We start from the raw sequence: 18,778 nt of genomic DNA on the forward strand, positions 1-18,778 counted from the left end.
GTTGTCCCTGAAGGTGGATGCCCTTCCATACGTCAAGAAAGGCCGTTTGAAAAGGCCGAGGTCTTTACAAGGGGCCGGACGGGCGGCATAGTCCGGGCATGGAAAACGGCATCAATATCCCGCCTTCCGGGCTGGAAAACAGCCCTGTCGCCGCCCCGGCTTCACTGCCCGTGGCCTTGTTGCAGCAAGAGGATTATCATGACCCCGGCTTGGGCAGGGCTGTGGGCGAAGTCATGGACGCTGCCCGCCTGACGGAGCTTTGCCCCCTGCGCCCCGGTGCGCGCGTGCTGGTAAAGCCCAATCTTTTGCTGGCAAAGCCCCTTGCCTGCGCCTCGCCGCAGGTTGTGGCCGCCGTATGCGCCTGGCTTATGGATTACGGGGCGCGGGTGCGCGTGGCGGATTCGCCGGGTTTTGGGCGCGCGGCCTCCGTGGCGCGGGCTGTGGGGCTTGAGGCGGCTTTGCGCCCTCTGGGCCTTGAAGTTGAAGAGATCGGCCCTGCGGAGCCGGTGCCCCTGCCCCTTGAGGGAGAGGCGGCGCAAAAGGCAGGTTTGCAGGCGGGCGGATCGCGCTTTCATGTGGCGCGACTGGCGCTTGAGAGTGATTTTATTGTGTCGGTTCCCCGGGTCAAGGCCCATGCGCAGATGCTGGTGACGCTCTCCGTCAAAAACTGTTTTGGTTGCGTGCGCGGCCTGCACAAGGCTTTTGCCCACGCCCGCGAGGGGCGCGACCCCCTGTTTTTTGCTGACTGCCTTGCTGCGTTGTGGGCGGCCTTGCCCCCTGTTGCCGCAGTTGCGGACGGCGTTACGGCCATGCATGTTACAGGGCCGAGCAGCGGCAGCCCCTTTGCCCTGGGCGTGGTAGGGGCCAGCGCCTCTGCCGTGGCGCTGGACGAGGCGCTGTACGCCGTATTGGGCCTTGAGCCGCAGGATGTGCCGCTTGGTGCGGCCCTGTGCCGCCGCCGTGCCTGGGGCAGCGCCCCGGCAGAGGCGCATGACGGCGTTCGGTCTGTCTTTCCCCTGCGAAGCCCATCGGATTTTTCATCCGAAGGATTTCAGTTGCCAGCGGAGCTTTCGCACACGTCCTTTCATCCTGCCCGCTTTGTACACAGTTGTTTTCGCCGCATTGTTGCGGCGTTCAGAAAATAGCCGCCAAGGAGCCTCATATGCCCAGAATCCTGCCTGGAGAAACGGATATTTATGCCATCACGGATGCTGGTCTTTCACTGGGAAGGCCGCTTGAAGAAGTTGTTTCCGCCCTTATGGGGGCAGGCGTGCGCATTTTGCAATATCGCGAAAAAAAGCTGAAATCCGGTGCCATGCTGGAGGAATGCCGCCTGTTGCGGCGGCTGACCAAGGAGGCCGGGGCCTGCTTTATCGTCAACGACCACGTGGATATTGCCATGCTGGTGCAGGCCGACGGCGTGCATGTGGGGCAGGAGGATTTGCCTGTCCCCGACGTGCGCAGCCTTGTGGGGCCGGAAATGATCATCGGCCTTTCCACCCATCTGCCGGAACAGGCCCGGGAGGCCCGCAAGCTTGGAGCGGACTACATCGGCGTGGGGCCGATCTTTGCCACCAACACCAAGGAAGACGTGGTTGATCCCGTAGGGTACGACTATCTGGATTGGGTTGCCCGCAATGGGGATTTGCCCTTTGTGGCCATTGGCGGCATCAAGCGGCATAACATTGCGGAAGTCGCGCGGCACGGCGCGCGCTGCTGCTCGCTTGTGAGCGAACTGGTCGGCGCGTCCGACATCCGCACCAGAGTGGAAGATGTGCGCAAGGCCATGCGTGAAGGCATGGTGGGGTAGGGCCTGTTTCTAAATAATTCTTTTGGCCGATCACTGCGTCATCCAGCATTTTTTACTCCAGTCATGGACAAAAAGCGCTGCTGTCTTTATCCGTAGCTTCCTGCGTCGCAACGGCTAAAGCGAGTCCACTCCTGTCGTAAAAAACACTGTTTTCCTTGTCCTCGGCGCAAAATCTTTTATTTAGAAACAGCCCCTAGATGTAATATTCCAATAGGTTGTTCACCCTCCATAAATCGGTAAAGCTGGTGTTACCAGACAACAACAAACCGAGTGAAGGGAAGGGTGAACAACGTGTTGACACTCTACACCTGGAGCGGGCCAGCCCCAAAAAAGGTGGCGGCACACGCTGTTGCGTATGCCGCCACTTATGATTCTGAACGCATGGTGCGCTATTGCAGTGCCTGGCCCACTGCCCTGTGGTAGCCGCGCATGCGGCGACCTTCAAGGCGTGAGCGTTGCAACTGCGACCTGATTTCGCTGTGCGCTCTGGTGGCAAGTTCCGTCAGCTGATCCTGCACTCGGGCTAGTTCAATCAGGTGAGTTCTGTACTGGTCGGCCTGGCTGTCTTCCAGCATGTGCCAGGCCATGCTGGTCACTTCGCCCCGCCTTTCGGCAAGCTCGACCGCCCTGTCGTATGCGCCGTCTTCCAGCGCCGCCATTTCCAGGCGGGCAAGGTTCAGCGCTTCATCAAGAAGGCATACTCCCTGATTCATGCGAGCTCCTGAGGCCTATTGGGCCATGTGTTCGGCAACCTGCTTGTGCAGAATCTCGCTGGTGGCGCGCCAATCGTCGCACAGCGGGATGAATTCATATTCAAGCAGGTCAGCCAGAAGAATCCAGTCTTCGTTTTCCAGCACGTCGCCCATTTCAGAAAGCAGGCTGGAAAATTTTTCGGTTTTTTCGGCAAAATCGGGCAGAGCGCCATCCGTGTAGTTGGCGCGCAGTTCGCCCAGCATGCCCATGAAGTCGCGGGTCACGTCCAGCAGATCCTGAAAAAGTTCCAGGGCGTCAGTGTCGGAGGCGGCGCGGAACAACCGGGCCACTTCGCGCGAGCCGTGTGCCATCATCTGGGCGACCTTGCCCATTTCGGCGGACATGTCCACAGCCATTTCAGCCATGGGCACGGAGCGCACCTCAATGGAAGAAATTTCGGAGCAGGCGATGTCTTCGGCCTGATGCGGATAGATCTCGGAAAACGCTTCGTTGTTTACCAGAACGTCCGTGACCACGCGGTTGGTCATCTGGTCTTCCTGCATGACATCCTTGAGCAGTTCCTCAAGGTTGGCAAAGGCAGAAATACTTTTTTCGCTTTGTGAGCCGTCTATGATTATCATTCCAGTTCCCTCCTCTCCCCACAGGGAAGATTTTACCGTAATGTGTTCTGAGTATGTTTAAGCAAATGACGTGCCATCGGTAAATTTATGGCGCCAGATAATGAAATGCGCGCCAAGCTGGGCAGTAAGCTCCAGCAGGTCGTCCAGCCGGTCGCCGCGTTCCTGGCGCAGTTCACGCCAGAAGGCTCCCAATGAGCGTAGCTCGGGGCAGGCATCAAAAACCGTTTGCAGGCGTTCGCAATTACGCAAAAACAATTGCCCTGCCTTGGGGCTTTTGCCCAGCAGTTGCCCTTGTTGCGTAAGTATTTCAAAAAGTTGTGCGGCCTGCTCCAGTGATGCCGCCATGCGTTGCGCAAATTCGGCAGAAAACGCGCCAGCCGAACCGCCCGCATGTGCTGTGCCGTGTGCAGATGCTGAAGGGGCATTTTCTTCAGACTGACGTGTATCCGCGCTCTTTTGCCCTGTCGCTACGGGCCGGGCGGCATCGTCCAGTTCGTCAAGTATCTGACGCCAGAAAATCCGCTGCTGCGCAAGCCAGAGGCTGCGATCCTCGGCGGTGTGCTCCGTAAGGCAGCGCACCGTCATAAAGCCCTTGTCGTCCTGTTCCGTCAGCCATACGCGGGCCTCGCGCTCCACAAGGTCAAGCGGTGCGGCATCCCAACGTCCAGCGTCAAGCCACGACAGGGCGAGGGATCCCACGCTCCGGGGGCTGATGTGCGTCACACATGCCAGATTATTGGGGCAGGGGCGGCCAAAGGGGCAGGGATGGCAGGGCAGGGCAGGTTCCAGGCAGCAGCATCCGGGCAAATAGGGGCCGGTGTCGCAGGGCTGGGCCGTGGCTAGGAATATGGCCAGGCAGGGCACTCCAAGGCCAGCAGCTAGATGCATGGTACCGGTATCGTTGGTAAACAACAATTTTGACCGGCGCAGCAATGCCGCCAGTTGGGTGAGGTTGGTCCTGCCCACGGCATCCACCCAGTGGCCCTGGGCAGCCTGGGCATAGGCCTCGGCCAGCGGGCGTTCGGCAGGTGAGCCAAGCAGCACCGGGCAGAGCTTGCGCTCGCGCCACAGCCGGTCGCCCACCTCGGCAAAAAAATGTGCGGGCCACTGCCGTCGTGCTTCGCTTGCGCCCAGCTGCATGGCCACAAAACCGCATGTCTCCGGCGGTGCCTCGGCAAGAAGGGCGTCCGCCGCAACCAGGGCTTCCTGGGGCGGATCAGCCAGCCGCTGGCGCGGCTGCACGTCTGCGGCTGCAGGCGTGTGCGGAGCGCCCACCATGCGGAACATATCCGCAAGATTAAAGGGAGCGCTCAGTCGGTTTGTAGCGCCGCTGTTCAGAAATGTGGACCAGATGCCCCTGTTTTGCCCAAAACCGTGCGCGTCTAGGCAGAAACCGCGGATTTCGGCCTGCCCGTCCGCCTGCCCGCCAGCCAGCAGGCCAGTGAGCAGCCGCGCAGGCAGGGTAGTGGTCAGGTTGACAACGCAGTCGGGCCTGGCCTCGCTCCTGACGGCGCGGGCAAATTCCAGCAGAAGCGCCGTTGCGATGCGCCAATCCTTGTCCATGTCGGCCATGAGCCGCGCGCCGGGCAGGGGCCAGGTGCGCTCCACATGGCGCAGCAGGGGCTGGGCGCTGGAAAAATTGTCCAGACACACCAGATGCACGGTCTGGCCCTGACAATGCAGGTCCTCAATGAGGGGCTGGCATTGCAGCAGGTCGCCAAATCGCGTCAGGTTGATGACCAGTGTGGTGCCTGAGCGGTGAGCCGCAGAGCAGGTGGTCTCCATTGATTGACTGCCTTATGCCAGCGCCGAGGTTTTGCCGCCGTTCAGAAGGTTCAGGGCCAGGGCCTTTTCCTGCTTGAAGCGGTTGGCCACGGCTGCCTGGATATTGCTGTCGGAAGATCCGAACTGCCCCACGCGTATGTTGTACACGTTGTTGATGAGGTTGCGCTCATAGGCCGCATCGGTCGGTTTGCCGCTCATGGCGTGCGCCCGCTCGAATATGCGTGCCGCGCCCGCAGGGCCGTGTTGCACGGATGTGCTCCAGATAACCTCGCGCATGGCTGTGGAAACCTTGTCTGGGTTCAGGCCGATGCGTTGTGATATGGATTCCAGCGCGGGCTTGTAATGGCTCTGACGCACAAAGGCCTCCTGAAGATCCTCAAAACGCTCGGGCTGTTCGCTGGCGATGGCGCGCCACGTGTCGGGCATGGCGCCCTTGCGGCTGCCCGTATTGCCGGGGCCGGAGGAGCGCAGGCGTTTGGAAAGATCCGGGGCTTCCGTATCCAGAAAATCCAGAAAATCCTTCAGGCTGCCCGCGCGGGACGATACCTGATACTTGCCGTAGGAGGTGCCGCCATTGCGGTCATAGCCCACGGCGGCAATGCCGTCGCTGCCAGACTCAAAGCGGGCTGAAAGCTGACCGAGCTCCATGTCCTCTACCTTATGCGATGCCTTGGTGCGGGCCTGAGCCTGGGGCTGGGTGCGCGAATGGACAAAATCGCCCATGTTGAGCCCCTTGATGCGGTTGTCCATGGCGCTGGTCATGGAGCGCAGATGCCGGGCAGTACCCATGCTGCGGGCAAGATCAAGGGTTGAGTTCCCGCCGGATACTGTCTGCATGAGGCTGTCAATGGCCTTGGTCTGCCGCATGTCGGTTTCTGCCTTGCTGAATACCTGCGCGCGGGCAAGATCGCTGGGCGAGCGCCCTGCCAGTACCATGCCCTGCTGCCCCATGTTCCCGACCTGGGCCATGCCTGTGCGCTGCGTTTCGGCAGTGCGGGCGTTTTCCGCATTGGTGGTCTGGCCGCTCATGATGTTGGCAAAGGACGCGGGGTTTCCGGCCTGCGCAGGCGCAGTGCGGCGTGGTGCTCCCGCCTGGGCCTTTTGTGCATCAGATGGGGGGCGGATCAGAAAATTGGAAAGTGCCATGTGTTCCTCCTGCGGGGCTGAGGCTCCGCGTTGAGGAAAAAGCAAGTACAGTGCCAACTCTGGATATGCGCGGGTAAAACGACAGGTTATATTTTGCGGATCGGGTCTGCGCCGGAATGCTGACGCTGGCGGAGGAACCAGTCCGGGCTGCTGTCAATAACAAGGGCAACCGACAGCATCGGTTGCCCTTGGGAAAGACAATGGGGTATGGGTTCAGGCTGGGCCTTACGTGCGGAAGCGGCTACTGCTTGGCGGGCTGGGCTGGTGCTTCTTCGGTGTTGGCGCTGTGAACGGAAGCCCCCAGTTCTTTGGCAAGAGTTTCGGCAAAGACCGGGGGCATGCCCGCGCCCGTCTTGAATTCCTGATGGACGAGCAGGGCAATGCGCATCTGGCTGCTGCCAACGGCATTGCGTTTGCCAATGTTTTTGAGGTTTGTGCGGCGGGAACCCTGAGTGCTGGGGACATGGCGCTGCACCAGCAATACATCCGCCACCAGGGCGGTGCCGCCCTTGCCGCTCAGTTGCGAGGGGGCGTCATACCCTGCAGTCACCACCTGACGGGCGGTTTCCGGTGCGGTCGTCCCGGCAGCAAGCACGACTATCTGGAGGATGTAGCCAGCCTCGCTGGGGTTTGGCACTACCGTGTAGCCCTGGCGTTGCAGCCATGTTTCCACCTGGGTGCGCAGGCCGAAAATCTTGTTGGTATTGTCGCGCACGTTAACATAAACCGCCGGATGGATGTTCACATCGGCTTCCGGCTCCTCAATCTGGCCCTGACGCAGCACTTCCACACGTGCGGCGTCCGCCGGTTGGCGCACGCATCCGCACAGGGAGGCAAAGGCCAGACACAGCATCAGACTATAGCGGATAAAGGACATACTGCTCCTTTGAGATGCCGCCGCCAAAAAAGGCGCGGATCTGAGTTGTATTCGGGGGGAGATAATATTTGCGACCAGCCTCGCCGGGCGAGGGCCGGAATGCGGATAGCGTTGGCGCGAAATCAGGAGCGCAGCGACTCGAGAATTTTTCGGCTTAATGTGTCCTCGAGGGCGGGCAGGATTTCCTCCTTGCCCATGTTGGCTCCTTCAGCGCGCACCGTGGTGCGGTGCATGTCCGCATCTGACGGTTCCCGTCCGTTGCGGCCCACGCCCACAAGAGCCTTCATTCCCCATATTTTGCTTTTGCCGGAACTGTCCAGCAGGGCCACGCCCAGGCCAAGGGCCGCTCCGGCGCCTGCCCCCCATGCTGCCCCGCTTCTGCCGCCGGTTGTGCCGCCAAGCAGCACGCCCAGCATGGCTCCGGTGGCGGTTGAACCCAGGGCATGCCCTGCGCTCACAGGCGCGTTGCGCGAACCCAGAGGGTATATGTCCTCTACCTTCACGCGTATGAGCAGGTCTGCCTTTTGCGCCGAATCGGCGGGGGTCAGATCTTTTTCGCTCTGCAAATAACTCGTGAGCATGGATTCAAAGTCGGCGTTAAACGAGGCATCGCCGCCGCTCACTGCCACGTGCACGGTCTGCCCTTTGCGCAGCTGCACACTTTGCAGCGGCGCATCAGAAACATCTGCATCGCTGCCTGGCTGCGCTCCGGAATCTGCGGCAGGTGGGGTGCCCGGCTGCTCCTGATGCGTGGCGCAACCCGCGCCAAAAGCAAACATGGTCAGCAGGCACAGAGCCGCAAAAAAGTTACGTGGCAGAAAACAGATTGTCATATGCTTCCTTGCAATTTTGAACAACACTATCATAAATAGCGCAGATCGGCCTTGCTGTCCAGTTTGGCACGATTGTTCCCAGGGTAAGCGGTGCTGGCGTATGGAACTGAGATGGGTCGGGACTTGACAAATGCTTCGTACTTGACGCTATTGGTTGTGTCGCGCATGGCCGCCAACGGGGCGTTATGGCGCTGCAGTGGATTTTGGCAACGGAAAATAATCGTTGCGCGGGCGTGTTGCGTTGCGATTGCACGCAAGAAAAATTGCGTGAAAACGCCGCGCTGGCAACCATATAAGTGACGGTGCAGGGTGCGCGCGGCAGCCACGCGATGGCGTGAGCGTTAGCAGGACAGCGCGTTTTTTGCCGGTAGCACGAGATAACCGAGGGGCAGCATGGGCAAACAGCTTATCATTGTGGAATCACCCGCCAAGGTGAAGACCATCAAGAAGTTTCTGGGGCCGCAGTACATGGTGCAGGCCAGTGTTGGCCATGTGCGCGACCTGCCGTCCAGCTCGCTTGGTGTGGACGAAGCCAACGACTTTGCACCGCACTACGAGGTTATAGACAATAAAAAAAATGTGGTCAGCGAACTCCGCGCGGCCGCTTCCAAGGCCGATACCGTATATCTTGCGCCCGACCCCGACCGCGAGGGAGAGGCCATTGCCTGGCATGTGGCGGAGCTTATCCGCGACAAGGCCAAGGATATCAAGCGCATCCAGTTTAACGAAATCACGGCCAAAGCTGTGAAAGAAGCTCTGGCGCATCCGCGCGAGCTCAACGTACATCTTTTTGACGCGCAGCAGGCCCGCCGTGTGCTGGACAGGCTGGTGGGCTACAAGATTTCGCCCCTGCTGTGGAAGTCCATAAAACGCGGCATTTCTGCAGGGCGCGTGCAGTCGGTGGCCCTGCGTCTTATTGTTGAGCGCGAGGAGGCCCGCGAGGTCTTCAAGCCCGAAGAATACTGGCTGTTCAAAGCCTTGCTGGCAGCGGACGTGCCGCCTCCGTTCAAGGCCGAGCTAGCCAAGGTGGGCGGCAAAAAGGCCGTGGTCAGCAATGCGGCCCAGGCCAAGGATATTGAAGACGCCATGGCGGGCAAGCCCTTTGTGGTGGAAAGTGTGGAAGAAAAAGAGCGCGAACGCGCTCCGCAGCCGCCCTTCATTACCTCAACCTTGCAGCAGGCTGCCAACCAGCGCCTTTCGTACACTGCCAAGCGCACCATGAATATTGCCCAGCGTCTGTACGAAGGCGTTGAACTGGGCGACAGGGGGCTTACGGCACTCATCACCTACATGCGTACCGACTCCACACGCATTGCCGATGAAGCCCGCGATGCGGCCAAGGCCTTTATTGAAGGCACCTTTGGCAAGGAATATCTGCCCAAGCGGGCCAGGGTCTACAAGGCCAAGGGCGGCGCGCAGGACGCGCATGAAGCCATCCGCCCTGTTGACGTGACCATCACGCCCGATGAGGTGAAAATTCACCTGCCGCCGGAGCAGTACAATCTTTATCGGCTCATCTGGTCGCGCTTTGTGGCCTCGCAGATGGCCGGGGCGCGCTTTCACGACACCACGGTCAGTATTGCCTGCGCGCATACGCAGTGGAAGGCCAAGGGCGAGCGCCTGCTGTTCCCCGGTTTTCTGGCGGCCATGCCGCGCGGCAAGGATGAGGCGGACGCTGAACTGCCGCCGCTGACCGCAGGGCAGACGCTCACGCTCGAAAAGCTCGACAAGGAGCAGAAGTTCACCCAGCCTCCGGCCCGCTTCAGCGAAGCAAGCCTTGTGCGCGAGCTGGAAGAGCTGGGCATCGGGCGTCCTTCCACCTATGCGGCCATTATTTCCACCCTTCAGGACAGGGAATACGTGAGCCTGAAAGAGCGCCACTTTGTGCCCACCGACCTTGGGCGCGTGGTATGCACCCAGCTTGTGGAGCATTTCGGCAAGCTCATGGACGTGGGCTTCACAGCCCAGATGGAAGAAAACCTGGACAAGGTGGCCGAAGGTCAGGAACAGTGGGTCGAACTGCTGCGGCGTTTTTCGGAAGATTTCAATCCCACGCTGGCGGCTGCGTCCAAAAATATGAAGAGCCTCAAAGGGGGTATGCCCGCAAACCTGCCCTGCCCGGAGTGCGGCAAGGATCTGCTCATCAAGTTTGGCAAGGCCGGGGCTTTTCTGGCCTGTTCCGGCTATCCGGAATGCCGCTACACCAGCAATTTTGAGCGTACGGAAGACGGCACCGTGGAAGCCGTGGCCCAGGAAAAGCCCCAGTATGAAAAGGTGGGAGAATGCCCGCAGTGCGGCAAAGACCTGGTGATCAAGAAGTCCCGCACTGGCAGCAGCTTCATTGCCTGCACGGGCTATCCCGATTGCAAGTACGCGGCTCCGCTTTCCACCGGGGTGCCTTGCCCGCGTTGCGGCAAGGGTTCGCTGGTTGAAAAAAGCACCAAGCGCGGCAAGATATTTTATTCATGCGACCAGTACCCGCAGTGTGATTTTGCCCTGTGGGACAAGCCCGTGCCCGGCCCGTGCCCACGGTGCAATTCGCCCTATCTGATCGAAAAGAAAAGCCGCGATGGCGCAAAGGTCATCTGCCCGGTCAAGGGTTGCGGCTATGTGAAGGAGGATGGAGATGGGTAAGAAAAACGATGCCTCTCTGTTGCCTTCAGACGGCGAAGGCCCCAAGGGTACGCCGGAATCTCTGGTGACAACCCCGTGGGAAGACACGCTTGAAGCCCGCGCTGCGGCCCTGCTGACGGGGGGCGAACCTCTGGTGCTTGTGACTGTGGTGAGCCGTACAGGCTCTGCCCCGCGCGAAGCCGGAACCCGCGCCCTTCAGACTCGCAACGGATTTGAAGGAACAGTGGGCGGCGGCCTGCTTGAAGCGCGCGCCATGGAAGCGGCCCGCAACAGCCTTGCAAGCGGCCTTTCTGCGCGTGTTTCGTGCGACATGAGCGGCTTTACGCCCAACAGCGACATGATCTGCGGCGGCGGCATGGAAGTACTGTGCGAGGTGCTTGCACCCCGTCAGGCTGAAATGTTCGCTCTTGCGGCAGAGGTTCTGCGGCTGGGCGGTCGGGGCGTATGGCTGGTTGAACTGCGCCAGGACGGCGTTTCGCTGCATGGCGAGGCGGAAACCCCGCAGCGGCGGCTGTTTGTGGACGCCCTGCCGGAACATGCCGTTCAGCCCGAAGGCGCGACCGTGGGGCTGGACGCGGTAAACCCCCTGCTGGAGAAGCGCAAGGGCCGCCCCGGGCTGGCAGGCGTTGACGGACGCATCTTTTACGTGGAACCTCTGGATGCGCCGCCAGTGCTCCTGCTGTGCGGCGGCGGGCATGTGTCGCTGGAAGTTGCGCGGCTGGCCCATTCCTGCGGCTTTGTGGTGGATGTGGTGGACGACCGCGAAGAGTTTTCCAATGCGGGGCGCTTCCCCATGGCCCGCTATTGCCGGGTTTTGCCGGGCTACGAGAACCTTGTGCAGACCTGCGATATCGGGCGCAGACATTTTGTGGCCATTATCACGCGTGGGCACAGTTTTGACCGTGAGGCCCTGGCTCAGGCCTTGACAAGTCATGCCCAGTATGTGGGCATGATCGGCAGCAGAACCAAGCGCGAACAGGTGTATGCCGCTTTGCGCAAGCAGGGGGTGCCGGATGCGGAACTTGCTGCCGTATGTTGCCCCATTGGCCTTTCCATAGAGGCGGAGACCCCGCAGCAGATTGCAGTTTCCATTGTGGCCGAGCTGCTGGCCGCCCGTGCCGGAACCCTGGTGCGTCTGCGGTTTGACGATTAGAGCAGTTGACAATGAAAGGAGTTGATTGCCCGGCAAAAATTTTTTTGAAAATTCTTGCCGCGAAATGCGGGCAGGCAGGTTTTTGCCTGCTGTAGGCGCATTTCAGGTGTTAACTGGCCCTGAAAGGCGAGTGTGCGCCGCTCCGCCGCGCAGTTGCCTGCTGCCGGATTGCCGGGTGCGCAGATACTTCATCCCTTACCCTCCAAGGCGCTTTGCATGACCCTTACAATTGTCGCCCTGCTGTTTCTCCTGCTTGTAGGCATTTATATAAATGCCAGGATGCGTACTGCGCGCCATCTGCGCTGCATCGCAGAGGAGAAGGGCGATATTGCCAGGGCCTCCGGCATGACGGCCAGCATCGGCGTTTTTTATCCTGATGTGAGCGCCACTGTTGTTATGGGCGTTTCTGAGGAAATCGGGGCGTGTTATTACCGTGTGCTGCGCGACGGCAAGGTCATCAACCGCAGCCGTATCAATCTGGCCAACATCAAGCGTGTGGAACTGCTGATTAACGGCGATGTGCGCAATGTGGGCATTCCATCCACCCAGGCCACCAGTTTCCTCAAGGCCACCGATGTGGCAGGCAGAATACTTTCCCAGTATTCCCCTACAGACCTGCGCGTCATGCTCCGTGTTGGCCTGCGGATTGTCTTTGCGGGCGAAAGCGGTGCAGAGAAGCAGCTGGAGATAACCGTGCTGCGTATGACTGACGAGCGTCACAAGTTCAAGCGCATGGAGCTGCTTAAGGATACCGTATGGTGGGTGGTCTTTCTGGACAGCGCAAGCGCCAATGCCAGACACATCAGGGAGTACTTTGAGAAGAGTGAAACCCCTGATTCTGATGGAGAATTTTTTTAAAAAAATAGTCAATAATTTCAGCGTGTTATAAAAAAATACCACGATACCATAACTGCCTGAAATTACACGGAATAATCACATTCAACATTTGGCTGCCCAACAGCCCGATACATTGCTTTTTGGCGTGAACTGTGCTTTTTAAAGGGGTGGTTTACTGCAATTGTCGGTGAGTTTATCAGGCTGGGGCTGTATGACGCCCCCAACGCGTCATGAGGCGCTTGTTCGCGCCAAGTCTTTCATGCTGATCCCCCCCCCAGGAACGACGTTTAGCGATGACCCGTCTCGGTGGAAAATTAAGCCGCCGCCGTTACGCCGTGCGTGTTTTGAGCGCCGTGCGCCACGCCATATGGAGTTATTCATGAGTATCAGACCTATTGCGAAAATTTCAGTTGTATTGGGGCTTTGCCTTGCCCTTGTCGCCTGCCAGAGCGACAAAAAAGGACAACCCGACATGCGCTTGCCGGTGTCGGCTGTTGAAGTAACCGTCGCCGATGCCTCCTGGCCCAGCCAGTTCCAGGCGCAGGCCTCAGGTTCACGCGCTGTTGAAGTGCGCGCCCGCGTTCAGGGTATTATTGAAAAGCGTCTGTATAACGAAGGCGATTTCGTTAAGGCCGGACAGCAGATGTTCCAGCTTGAACGCGACCAGTACGAAGCCCAGGTACAGCAGGCGCAGGCCCAGTACGTGAACGCGGAACGTGAATGGAAGCGCATTCGTCCCCTGTACGAAAAGAACGCCGTTTCCCAGAAAGACCGCGATTCTGCCTTGGCCGCGTACGACAGCGCCAAGGCATCCCTGCGTCAGGCCAAGATCAATCTGGATTACTGCCAGGTGGTGGCTCCTGTTTCCGGCTACAGCAGCAAGGAAAACTACACACCCGGCAACCTGGTGAGCAACAACTCGCTGCTTACCTATGTGAACCAGACAGACCCCATGTACATTGACTTTTCCATTGCCGCGCCTGACCGAATGCAGCGCCAGCAGCTTGCAGCCTCGGGCATCCTGGTGTTCCCGAAGGACAACCGCTACAAGGCCAGATTGCGCCTGCTGGATGGCACCATGTACGGCACGGAAGGCGACGTGACCTTTATCGATAGCCAGGTGCAGCCCACCACGGGCGTTATCAAGGCCCGCGCGGTGTTTCCCAATGCCGACGGGCAGATTATGCCCGGGCAGTATGTGCGCCTGTTTGTGGAAGGCGACATCCTCAAGAACGCCATTCTTATTCCGCAAAAGTGCGTTATCGTGACCCAGAAGGGTACCGTGGTCATGGGGCTGGACAAGGACGACAAGGTCTACCCCATTCCCATCACGGTGACTGTGGCTGTGGGAGATCAATATCTGGTGGGTTCCGGCCTCAAGGGCGGGGAACGCATCATCAGTGAAGGTATCATCAAAGCCCGCCCCGGGACTCAAGTGCGCGTGCAGCAAGCCGGTGGGCAGCAGCCCCAGGATGCCGCGCCGAAGAAGTAGGTAGCATATGGCTGTTTCTACAAAGCCGAATTTCTTTTTGCGCAGGCCGGTTCTGTCGGCCGTTATCTCTATCGTCATAACCCTGGTGGGCGCGCTGGCCATGAAGGCCCTGCCCATCGCACAATACCCCGACCTTGTGCCGCCCACGGTCAACGTGAGCGTGTCGTACCCCGGCGCTTCTGCGGAAACCATTGCCTCCACGGTTCTGGCTCCCCTCGAAGTGAATATCAACGGTGTGGAAAACATGCTCTACATGACTTCCATTGCCGCTTCGGGTTCCGGCTCGGGCAACATCAACGTGTACTTCAAGCTGGGCAGTGATGCCAACATGGCCCTGGTCAACGTGAACAACAAGGTTAACCTGGCCCAGGCCACCTTGCCGGAAGATGTGCGCAGGCAGGGCGTCACGGTCGTCAAGCGTTCGCCCGCCATGTTGCAGGTGTTCTGTTTCTATTCGCCCGACGGGCGCTATAGCGACGTGTTCATCCACAACTGGGCCCAGGTCAACGTGGTTGACGAACTCAAGCGCCTCAACGGCGTGGGCGACTGCTCACTTTTTGGCAGCATGGACTACTCCATGCGTATCTGGCTGCAACCGGACAAGCTCGCCAAGTACGGCATTACCACAAAGCAGGTAACCTCGGCCATTCAGGAGCAGAACTCGCAGTACGCCCCTGGACGTCTGGGCGACATGCCCACGGCCGACTCCACCCAGCTTACCTGGCAGATCGATACCCAGGGCCGCCTTGTAACGCCTGAAGAATTTGGCGAAATCATCATCCGCACCGGAGACGACAGCGCCATGCTGCGGCTCAAGGATGTGGCGCGTATAGAACTGGGCGGCAAGGACTACAGCGTTCTTTCCAGCTACAACGGCATGGGTGCCCGCATGGGCGCCGTGTATCTGTTGCCGGGCGCCAACGCCATCGCCACCGGCGATATGGTAAAGGCCAAGCTGGAGGACATTGCCTCGCGCATGCCCGATGGTCTGGCTTACACCCTGCTGGTGGACAACAACGACTTCGTTATCGAATCCATCAAGGAAGTGGTGAGCACCCTTGTCGAAGCCATGATCCTGGTGTTCATCGTTGTTTACGTCTTTCTGCAAAACTGGCGCGCCACGCTCATTCCCTGCATTGCCGTACCTGTATCCATTATAGGCACGTTCGCGGGTCTGTACGCCTTTGGCTACACCATCAACACGCTTACGCTGTTCGCTCTGGTGCTTGCCATCGGTATCGTGGTGGACGACGCCATCGTTGTGCTTGAAAACGTTGAACGTATCATGAGTTCGGAGCATCTGCCGCCCAGGGAGGCGACAGCAAAGGCCATGAACGAAGTTACGGCCCCGGTTATCGCCATTGTGCTTGTGCTGTGCGCCGTGTTTATCCCTGTTTCGTTCATGGGCGGCCTTGCGGGGCAGATGTACAAGCAGTTTGCCATTACGATCTCGGTATCGGTGGTGCTTTCGGGCATTGTGGCGCTGACGCTCACTCCGGCGCTCTGCGCCCTGCTGCTCAAGCCGCATGCCCATGACCACACGCCTGCCAAGGGCTTTGTGTGGTTCAACTATGTGTTTGGTCGCATTACCCGCCGCTATGTAAACGCCGTGCGTTTTGTCAAAGCCTCCGCCTGGCGTGCGCTGGCGCTCTGCGTAGTCATGGTTCTGTGCATCGTGGGGCTGTTCCGCGTAGTGCCCGGCGGCCTTGTGCCGGATGAAGACCAGGGCTACCTGCTTGGTCTGGCCATTCTGGACGATGGCGCGGCCCAGCCCCGCACCCGCGCGGTCAACAAGGTGCTTACCGACTTCATGCTCAAGAACCCTGCGGTCTTGAGCGTGGGCACGCTCTCCGGTCTGGACATCACCTCCATGGCTGCCAAGAGTAACTACGGCACCTTCTTTGCCCTGCTCAAGCCCTGGGGAGAACGCAAGGATCCCAAGGATGCAGCCAGCGTCATCGTGAATTCGGTGGGCGCTGTAACCGTGATGCAGCCCGAGGCCTTTATCTTGGGCTTTACGCCGCCGCCCATCAGCGGCATGAGTAATACCGGTGGTTTTGAAGGCTATGTGCAGATGCGCGGCAGCGGCAGCCTCAAGGACATGGAAGAAGCTGCCAACAAGCTGGTGCTTGAAGTGACCTCCAAAAATGCCGACGGCACGCCCAAGTACCCGGCAGTGGGCATGGTGCGCAACCTCTTCACTACTGGTTCGCCCCAGCTCTACGCCAACCTTGACCGCGAACGCTGCAAGGATATGGGCATCAGCATCGCCGATGTGTATTCGGCCATGAGCGCCACCTTCGGCAGTTCATACGTCAACGACTTCAACCTCATGGGCCGCACCTTTCAGGTTCGGCTTCAGGCTGAGTCTGAAACCCGTGTGCTGCCTGAAAGCCTCAACGACATATACGTGCCCAATAAAAATGGCGAGATGGTGCCCCTGACTGCGGTAATGACCCTTGAACGCCGCACAGCTCCGCAGGTTGTGGAACGCTACAACGTGTTCCCGGCGGCCCACATCATGGGTGCGCCCTCGCCTGGGTATTCTTCGGGCCAGGCTCTCAGCGAAATGGAAAAAGCCGCTTCTGTGGTCTTGTCCTCCGATTATCAGCTGGGCTGGGTTGGTACCGCCCTTCAGGAAAAAATGGCAAGCGCCGACACCACAGTCATCTTTGTGCTGGCGCTGGTCATGGTCTTCCTGATTCTTGCAGCCCAGTATGAATCCTGGTCGTTGCCGCTTTCAGTGCTCACGGCAGTGCCTTTTGGCGTGTTCGGTGCATTGGTGGCGACCTGGGGCCGCGGGCTTTCCAACGACATCTACTTCCAGGTGGCACTAGTGACCCTGGTTGGTCTGGCGGCTAAAAACGCCATCCTTATCGTGGAATTCGCTGTTGAGGCCTGGCGCGCCGGGCGAAGCCTTGATGCGGCGGCCATCCACGCATCCAAGCTGCGTTTTCGGCCCATCGTGATGACCTCGCTTGCCTTTATCCTCGGCTGCGTGCCGTTGGCCATCAGCACGGGCGCGGGCGCAAACAGCCGCCACGCCATCGGCACGGCGGTCATCGGCGGCATGCTGGCGGCAACGTGCATAGCCACGCTGTTTGTGCCGTTCTTCTTCAAGGCCATCATGCAACTCTCACTGAAACTGCAGGGCAAAACTGATCCCAATGCGGGCAGGGACCACCTTGCGGAAGACCAGGAGGACGACATATGAGCGCTTCCGGCAAGGCCCCGGCCATAATGCTCAAGACACCTGCATTGGTGCTGATGCTGGCCATGCTGCTTTCGGCATGCTCTCTTGCTCCGCGCTATGACAGGCCGGAGCAGGAAATGCCCAAGCAGTGGCGGGCAGTGGATATGGGCTCAGCGCCCCTGCATACCGACTGGTGGAACAGGTTTAGCGACCCTGTGCTGTCAGAACTGGTTGAAGAAGCGCTGAAGAACAACCAGGATCTGGCCGAATCCATGGCCAAGATCGAGTCTGCCGCCGCGCAGGTGGGTGTGGGCACAGCCGCGTTGATGCCCGTCATCAACGGCACCGGTTCCGCCGCCGCTCAGGGCGCATCAGAAAAATCCGCCAACACGGTGCCCTTTGAGCAGAGCAAGATGTCGCGTTCTACCACAGCCTACCAGGGCGCGCTGAGCGCCTCCTGGGAACTGGATTTCTGGGGCAAGATCCGCAACCAGTACACCATGCTCAGCGATATACTGATGAACACGGTCATTGGCCACGAAGCTCTCCGCCTCTCGGTGGCCGGGCAGACGGCCCAGGGGTACTTTGCCCTGCTGGCGCAGGACATGCAGCTTGATACGGCCCGACGCACCCTGAAATCGCGTGAGCAGTCATTCCAGATTTATACCGCCCGCTACAAGCAGGGAGACATAACCGAGCTTGACTGGCAGCGCGCCCGTGCAGAGGTGGAAACCGCCCGCGCCCAGGTGCACACCAGCACTGTGGATGTGGACAGGGCTGAGGCTGGTCTGGCAGTACTGCTTGGCCGTTCGCCCCGCGACATAATGGATCGGGCCATGAAGCGCGGACAGGGCATCCACATGTTGCCCGCGCCGCCTGTGCTGCCCGCGGGTCTGCCTTCTGATCTTCTGGAGCGTCGGCCAGACGTGCGCGCAGCAGAATTCAGCATCATGGCCTACAATGCCAATATCGGCGTTGCCCGCGCGCAGTTCTTCCCCTCCATTTCCCTTACGGGCATGCTGGGTTCCCTGAGCGCTTCCATGGGCAACCTCTTTAGCGGCCCCGCTGGCACATGGAGCTATGGCGCAAGCGGCACCGTGCCCTTGCTGGATTTTGGCCGAAACTGGTATAACCTCAAGGATGCCGAAGCCCAGAAAAAGGCAGCCATCGCCGTGTATCGTAAAACCGTGCAGTCTGCCTTTGAAGACATCCGCACGTCGCTTACCTCGCAACGTGAGGCTGACCACATCGTGCGCAGTATGCAGGTGCAGGTTGAAAGCCTGCGGCGCGCCGCGCAGATTGCTGGCCTGCAATACGACAACGGCTATACGGACTACCTGACGGTGCTGGACGCCGAGCGTCAGCTTTTTGCAGCCGAACTGCGGTTGGCGACAGCGCTGCGCGACAGGCTTGATAGCGTGGTCAGCGTGTGCATGGCCCTTGGCGGCGGCTGGCAAGACCCCGGCACAAGCCCCAGCTTCCCTGTGGTGAACACAGAAAAGCTGTTGCAGGAGCAGACCGGCGGACGGGCAAGCGCGCCTGCGGCAAAATCCGAATAATACACGAACCGAAGCGGCATGCTGCCGCTGACTGATAAACAGTGGGGGAGGCGTCTGACGGCGCTTCCCCCACTGTGCGTTGTGTGCATATTTGGCCCGTAATCTGGAAGCTGAAGCCAGTCCGG

Annotated in this window: 14 protein-coding genes; 8 read left to right on the forward strand and 6 right to left on the reverse strand. The window is 59.7% G+C overall.

Annotated features, from left to right (window positions below):
* Positions 1-98: 98 nt before the first annotated feature.
* A complete protein-coding gene (locus G449_RS0101890; RefSeq protein WP_022657608.1) occupies positions 99-1,145 on the forward strand; it encodes a DUF362 domain-containing protein in 1,047 nt (348 codons plus the stop codon).
* Positions 1,146-1,162: 17 nt separating this feature from the next.
* Positions 1,163-1,810 (forward strand): thiamine phosphate synthase, encoded by a 648-nt coding sequence (thiE, locus tag G449_RS0101895; protein WP_022657609.1) that lies wholly within the window; start codon positions 1,163-1,165, stop codon positions 1,808-1,810.
* Between the two features lie 389 nt (positions 1,811-2,199).
* Here the strand turns inward: thiE and G449_RS0101900 are convergent, their stop codons facing one another.
* The 6 genes from G449_RS0101900 to G449_RS0101925 form a co-directional block, all read right to left on the reverse strand.
* Positions 2,200-2,523, reverse strand: coding sequence for a hypothetical protein (locus G449_RS0101900; protein ID WP_022657610.1), 324 nt, complete (start codon positions 2,521-2,523; stop codon positions 2,200-2,202).
* Between the two features lie 15 nt (positions 2,524-2,538).
* A complete protein-coding gene (locus G449_RS0101905; protein WP_022657611.1) occupies positions 2,539-3,144 on the reverse strand; it encodes a DUF8043 domain-containing protein in 606 nt (201 codons plus the stop codon).
* 57 nt (positions 3,145-3,201) lie between these two features.
* A complete protein-coding gene (locus G449_RS15595) occupies positions 3,202-4,929 on the reverse strand; it encodes a glycosyltransferase family 9 protein (protein WP_022657612.1) in 1,728 nt (575 codons plus the stop codon).
* A gap of 12 nt (positions 4,930-4,941) precedes the next feature.
* Positions 4,942-6,075: a VgrG-related protein gene (locus G449_RS0101915; RefSeq protein WP_022657613.1), complete on the reverse strand. Its 1,134-nt coding sequence runs from the start codon at positions 6,073-6,075 to the stop codon at positions 4,942-4,944.
* Between the two features lie 241 nt (positions 6,076-6,316).
* The gene (traT, locus tag G449_RS0101920; protein WP_027180621.1) at positions 6,317-6,952 is read right to left on the reverse strand and encodes a complement resistance protein TraT; all 636 of its coding nucleotides are present in this window, start codon (positions 6,950-6,952) and stop codon (positions 6,317-6,319) included.
* A gap of 122 nt (positions 6,953-7,074) precedes the next feature.
* Positions 7,075-7,785, reverse strand: coding sequence for a hypothetical protein (locus G449_RS0101925; RefSeq protein ID WP_022657615.1), 711 nt, complete (start codon positions 7,783-7,785; stop codon positions 7,075-7,077).
* A gap of 393 nt (positions 7,786-8,178) precedes the next feature.
* On the opposite strand from G449_RS0101925, the gene topA reads away from it, so the two are divergent.
* The 6 genes from topA (at position 8,179) to G449_RS0101965 (ending at position 18,653) form a co-directional block, all read left to right on the forward strand.
* On the forward strand, positions 8,179-10,419 hold the full coding sequence (topA, locus tag G449_RS0101935; RefSeq protein WP_022657618.1) for a type I DNA topoisomerase: 2,241 nt from the start codon (positions 8,179-8,181) through the stop codon (positions 10,417-10,419).
* On the forward strand, positions 10,412-11,572 hold the full coding sequence (locus G449_RS0101940) for an XdhC family protein (RefSeq protein WP_022657619.1): 1,161 nt from the start codon (positions 10,412-10,414) through the stop codon (positions 11,570-11,572). The genes topA and G449_RS0101940 overlap by 8 nt, the downstream gene beginning before the upstream one ends.
* Positions 11,573-11,788: 216 nt before the next feature.
* Positions 11,789-12,430, forward strand: a complete 642-nt coding sequence (locus G449_RS0101950) for a hypothetical protein (RefSeq protein WP_022657621.1) — start codon at positions 11,789-11,791, stop codon at positions 12,428-12,430.
* A gap of 358 nt (positions 12,431-12,788) precedes the next feature.
* Positions 12,789-13,901 (forward strand): efflux RND transporter periplasmic adaptor subunit, encoded by a 1,113-nt coding sequence (locus G449_RS0101955; RefSeq protein WP_022657622.1) that lies wholly within the window; start codon positions 12,789-12,791, stop codon positions 13,899-13,901.
* 7 nt (positions 13,902-13,908) lie between these two features.
* A complete protein-coding gene (locus G449_RS0101960; protein WP_022657623.1) occupies positions 13,909-17,115 on the forward strand; it encodes an efflux RND transporter permease subunit in 3,207 nt (1,068 codons plus the stop codon).
* A complete protein-coding gene (locus G449_RS0101965; RefSeq protein WP_022657624.1) occupies positions 17,112-18,653 on the forward strand; it encodes an efflux transporter outer membrane subunit in 1,542 nt (513 codons plus the stop codon). The genes G449_RS0101960 and G449_RS0101965 overlap by 4 nt, the downstream gene beginning before the upstream one ends.
* The last annotated feature ends 125 nt before the right edge of the window (positions 18,654-18,778 follow it).

The organism is Desulfovibrio desulfuricans DSM 642 (assembly GCF_000420465.1).
In the GTDB taxonomy this organism is placed as follows: domain Bacteria; phylum Desulfobacterota; class Desulfovibrionia; order Desulfovibrionales; family Desulfovibrionaceae; genus Desulfovibrio; species Desulfovibrio desulfuricans.

What these genes read in the sequence shown, in the direction of transcription:
- G449_RS0101890 (WP_022657608.1), top strand. Translation starts at nt 99, where the DNA reads ATGGAAAACGGCATCAATATCCCGCCTTCCGGGCTGGAAAACAGCCCT.
- thiE (WP_022657609.1), top strand. Translation starts at nt 1,163, where the DNA reads ATGCCCAGAATCCTGCCTGGAGAAACGGATATTTATGCCATCACGGAT.
- G449_RS0101900 (WP_022657610.1), bottom strand. Translation starts at nt 2,523, where the DNA reads ATGAATCAGGGAGTATGCCTTCTTGATGAAGCGCTGAACCTTGCCCGC.
- G449_RS0101905 (WP_022657611.1), bottom strand. Translation starts at nt 3,144, where the DNA reads ATGATAATCATAGACGGCTCACAAAGCGAAAAAAGTATTTCTGCCTTT.
- G449_RS15595 (WP_022657612.1), bottom strand. Translation starts at nt 4,929, where the DNA reads ATGGAGACCACCTGCTCTGCGGCTCACCGCTCAGGCACCACACTGGTC.
- G449_RS0101915 (WP_022657613.1), bottom strand. Translation starts at nt 6,075, where the DNA reads ATGGCACTTTCCAATTTTCTGATCCGCCCCCCATCTGATGCACAAAAG.
- traT (WP_027180621.1), bottom strand. Translation starts at nt 6,952, where the DNA reads ATGTCCTTTATCCGCTATAGTCTGATGCTGTGTCTGGCCTTTGCCTCC.
- G449_RS0101925 (WP_022657615.1), bottom strand. Translation starts at nt 7,785, where the DNA reads ATGACAATCTGTTTTCTGCCACGTAACTTTTTTGCGGCTCTGTGCCTG.
- topA (WP_022657618.1), top strand. Translation starts at nt 8,179, where the DNA reads ATGGGCAAACAGCTTATCATTGTGGAATCACCCGCCAAGGTGAAGACC.
- G449_RS0101940 (WP_022657619.1), top strand. Translation starts at nt 10,412, where the DNA reads ATGGGTAAGAAAAACGATGCCTCTCTGTTGCCTTCAGACGGCGAAGGC.
- G449_RS0101950 (WP_022657621.1), top strand. Translation starts at nt 11,789, where the DNA reads ATGACCCTTACAATTGTCGCCCTGCTGTTTCTCCTGCTTGTAGGCATT.
- G449_RS0101955 (WP_022657622.1), top strand. Translation starts at nt 12,789, where the DNA reads ATGAGTATCAGACCTATTGCGAAAATTTCAGTTGTATTGGGGCTTTGC.
- G449_RS0101960 (WP_022657623.1), top strand. Translation starts at nt 13,909, where the DNA reads ATGGCTGTTTCTACAAAGCCGAATTTCTTTTTGCGCAGGCCGGTTCTG.
- G449_RS0101965 (WP_022657624.1), top strand. Translation starts at nt 17,112, where the DNA reads ATGAGCGCTTCCGGCAAGGCCCCGGCCATAATGCTCAAGACACCTGCA.